5 protein-coding genes are annotated in these 3,505 nt (G+C 64.3%); 3 read left to right on the top strand and 2 right to left on the bottom strand.

Going from position 1 to position 3,505, the window contains the following annotated elements:
• A partial coding sequence (locus ACE3S9_RS16755) for a beta-propeller fold lactonase family protein (protein WP_374547615.1) occupies positions 1 to 591 on the bottom strand: 591 nt, incomplete at its 3' end.
• A 24-nt stretch (positions 592 to 615) separates the two neighbouring features.
• The gene (locus tag ACE3S9_RS16750; protein ID WP_374547614.1) at positions 616 to 1,806 is read right to left on the bottom strand and encodes an ABC transporter substrate-binding protein; all 1,191 of its coding nucleotides are present in this window, start codon (positions 1,804 to 1,806) and stop codon (positions 616 to 618) included.
• A gap of 248 nt (positions 1,807 to 2,054) precedes the next feature.
• On the opposite strand from ACE3S9_RS16750, the gene ACE3S9_RS16745 reads away from it, so the two are divergent.
• The 3 genes from ACE3S9_RS16745 to ACE3S9_RS16735 form a co-directional block, all read left to right on the top strand.
• Positions 2,055 to 2,543: a DUF2380 domain-containing protein gene (locus ACE3S9_RS16745; protein ID WP_374547613.1), complete on the top strand. Its 489-nt coding sequence runs from the start codon at positions 2,055 to 2,057 to the stop codon at positions 2,541 to 2,543.
• A 99-nt stretch (positions 2,544 to 2,642) separates the two neighbouring features.
• Positions 2,643 to 3,218, top strand: a complete 576-nt coding sequence (gene gfa / locus ACE3S9_RS16740) for an S-(hydroxymethyl)glutathione synthase (protein WP_374547612.1) — start codon at positions 2,643 to 2,645, stop codon at positions 3,216 to 3,218.
• Positions 3,219 to 3,257: 39 nt separating this feature from the next.
• On the top strand, positions 3,258 to 3,505 hold a 248-nt coding region (locus ACE3S9_RS16735), incomplete at its 3' end, for a hypothetical protein (RefSeq protein WP_374547611.1).

The following is a 3,505-nucleotide window of genomic DNA, read 5'->3' as shown; positions in this document are numbered from 1 at the left end:
GGAGCCGTCCTTGTTGAAGACCGCGACGCGCGGGCGCTTGTCCACCAGCACGCTGTCGAGCATCTTGAACGTATGGGCGTCGATGAAATGCGCCATGCTGGTGGTTTCGGACGTATTGATCAGAATCTTGCCGTCCGGGCTCAGCGCCATGCCCTCGGGCTCCACCCCGACCGGCACGCGGGCGACGATCTGGTTCTTCTCGACGTCGAGCACCGTGACCTCGGAATTGTCCTCATTGGATATATAGAGCAGGTTGCCCGAGGGATTCATCGTGAACTGCTCCGGGTCGCGGCCGGATTCGAGCGTGCGCAGCGGCTTCAGACTGGCGGTGTCGATGACGTCGATCCCGTCGTCGTCGCTGGCGCAGATATAGAGGTTCTTGCCGTCCGGACTGACCAGGACGCCGCGCGGCCGGCGGCCGACCTTGAAGGTGTTGACCACCGCCAGCTTGTCGGTGTCGATCACGCTGACATCGTTGCTCTTCTCATTGGTCACATAGACCTGATAGGCCGCAGCCGGCGCCGGCAGCCCGCACAGGCCGGACAGGGCCAGCAGTCCCCAAACCTTGCCCAAAACCTTGACGCCTCGCATTCCAGGCTCCTCGCGCCGCCGCGCCTAATTGAAGTGACAGGTCGTTTCCGGCAGGTCCGCGCCGAGCGTGTCCAGCACCGTGCGCTGGTGCAGGAATCCCGGCTGCGGCGCCACGCCGACAATGGATCTCGGCTGGGCCAGCAGCAGAACCTGCCGCAATTGCTGGTCCCACGGCCGGAAACTGCCGGGCGCCCCCTTGTAATTGGCCAGATTGAAATCCGGCCCGTCGAGAAAGGCGCGGATCGCGGCCGGATCGGCGCTTTTCGTGTTCTGCGCGGCGTCGCCGATCGCCCGCACCGCCATCCAGGCCTGATAATCGACCGGCCGCATCGTGCGATTGGCGAGGCGCAGGAAGCGGCTTTGCAATTGCTCCGCGCCCCAGGCGGTGTGAACCGGGCTCCAGGAGGTCGAAACCAGCCCCTGGGTGCCGAACAGCAGTTTCGGATCGGACGTGCGGTACAGGATGTAATCGCCGAAATCGCCGGCCTCGTCGGCGACGACAATCACGTCATAATCGCCGCCGCGCGCAAAAGTCAGCGCCTCGGCTTCGGTGATGCTGTCGCCGCGCGCCCGCGCCAGCGGGCCGAAGGTCCAGGCCTTGTCCGTGACGATCTTCAGGCCGAATTTCTTCGCCGAGGCGCGGAAGGCCGCCGTATAGGCGCCGTCCGCCTCGCCCGGCCCGGTCACCAGCAGGACGCGCGGCCAGCGCCGCGCCAGCAGCAGTTGCGCCAGCGCGTCGGTCAGCATGGCGCGGCTCGGCGCGACATGAAACAGATTGGCGCGGCAATCCGCCCCGCGCAGCTTGTCGTCCGTGGCCGAGACGTTGAAGACCAGCGCGCCTGTCGGCCGCAGCGCGTCGGCGAGCTGGACCAATTCGGCGGCCGGCAGATCGGCGATGAACAGGCGCACGCCCTTGTCGGCCAGCGCGCGCGCCGCCGCGACCGGCGATTCGCCCGGCGCGACCGAGGCGGCTTCGATCGCGAAGGCCTGACCCGTGAAGGCGCCGGTAGTGTTGTTTTCGGAGATCGCCAGCTCCGCCCCCTTGACGCCTTGATCCGGCGGAATGGCGTCGAGATCGTAAAGCGGCAGGGGCGGCTTCGCAGTCGCAATATAGCCGATGTCGATCTTGAGTTTTTCCGACCCGCCTTGCTGCGCGCCGGCGCTGTTCGTCGACGCCGCCGAAAGCCAAAAAGCGCAAAAGGCCGCCCAGAGCACTGGACGGCGCCGCAAAGCAGCATAAACTTGAAAACTACTTCCCATGCCAAGATTATTCATAAACCTTTGCTAAGGCGTCAATGTGAAAATCATAAGAGATTTTTAAGGCGAGGCCGACTGCGCGCCTCGGGGCCTTATGCCATAATCGACAGACTATAGTTTTGACGCGCAACTTACCGCGTGTTGGCGTCAAGTCTTCAAGACAGCAGGCTGTCAATACTTGTGAGCATCACTATTTGGAGTCCTGAATGAGCGCGCTATGGCTTGCCGCCGTGGGCTTGCCCGCGATGCTTGCTTCCTTTGGTCTTTCCGGCGGAGTCGCGCCGACGCCCCTGCTCGTCATGCCTTTCGCCTTCGCCGATGACGAAGATGACGCCCGCTGCGCCGCCCACGCCGACCATATGGAGCTGATGCTGCGGGAGCTTCGCTCCGCCATCGACCAGAAGGGGGTCTATCGCACCATCGCGCCGGACCCGCTGCTGGCCGATTTCATGATCGGCGACACCGCCTGCGTGCTGCGCCGCGCGCGTGACCTCGGCGCGGCCTATGTGCTGGCCGGCGCCGTGCAGAATGTCTCGGCCATGGCCTCCAATGTCTGGCTCGGCCTGTTCGACGCCGCCGACGGACGGCGGCTGTCTTACTGGCAATCGACCTTCCGCGGCGACAATGACGAATCCTGGCGCCGCGCGGCGACTTTTTTCGGCGAGGAAATTTCCGCCGCCCCGCCGCCGCACTAACCGCAATCGACCCATTCGGCCGACGCCCGCAGCGTCGGCCGTCTGCGCCCGGAACATTCGGGTTGTTCCGGGGCTCCGCAAAAACCCGAGGAGGAAGCCATGGCAGTATCTATTCACCCCTCAGTCGATAATGGCGTTCGGCCCGGCCGCGCCGATTTCGCCGGCGGCAAGCTCCGCTGCAAATGCGCCCATGACCAGGTCGAAGTCACAATCAGCGGCAATACGGCGCATAATCATGCCTGCGGCTGCACCAAATGCTGGAAGCCGGCCGGCGCCAATTTCTCGGTCGTCGCGGTCGCGCCGCGCGAAAACGTCACCGTGACGGCGCATCCGGAAAAGCTGCATATCGTGGACGCCAGCGCGACGATCCAGCGCCACGCCTGCAAGGATTGCGGCGTCCATATGTACGGCCGCATCGAAAACAAGAACCATCCGTTCTATGGCCTCGATTTCGTCCATACCGAACTGTCGTCGGAAGACGGTTGGGCCGCGCCGGGCTTCGCCGCCTTCGTGTCCTCGATCATCGAATCCGGCTTCCCGCCGTCCCGCATGGGCGAGGTGCGCGCGCGCCTGACAGAGCTTGGCCTTACGCCCTACGATTGCCTGTCGCCGCCGCTGATGGACGCGATCGCCACCCATGTCGCCAAGGCGTCCGGCAAACTGGCCGCCGCCTAACGCCTTTCGCCTCGCCATCCTGGAGCAGCGTGCGAAAAAGTGGACGCCGGTTTTTCGCAAAAACGCTGCGAGAACAAAGGAATCTGGAGTCGGTTGCGATGCACCCGAATCGCAACCGACTCCAGCGACGACAACAGCGTCGGAGCGCCCCGCAAGGGCTCCCCGGCGCATTCCTTTGCTGCTTGTTCCGCTTGCCTTTCCGCCTGGAGTTCGATGATGGAGATTGTTTCGACCAACAAGTCGCACGGCGGCGTTCAGGGCGTCTATCGCCACGATTCGCGCGAGAC

It is taken from the genome of Rhodoblastus sp. (genome assembly GCF_041915505.1).
Lineage (GTDB): Bacteria > Pseudomonadota > Alphaproteobacteria > Rhizobiales > Beijerinckiaceae > Rhodoblastus.
Note: the sequence above shows the minus strand (reverse complement) of the source record. Positions and strands in the feature narration are given on the sequence as shown.

Excerpts from the sequence above, each read along its gene's own strand:
- gfa (WP_374547612.1), top strand. The coding sequence starts at position 2,643 with ATGGCAGTATCTATTCACCCCTCAGTCGATAATGGCGTTCGGCCCGGC.
- ACE3S9_RS16745 (WP_374547613.1), top strand. The coding sequence starts at position 2,055 with ATGAGCGCGCTATGGCTTGCCGCCGTGGGCTTGCCCGCGATGCTTGCT.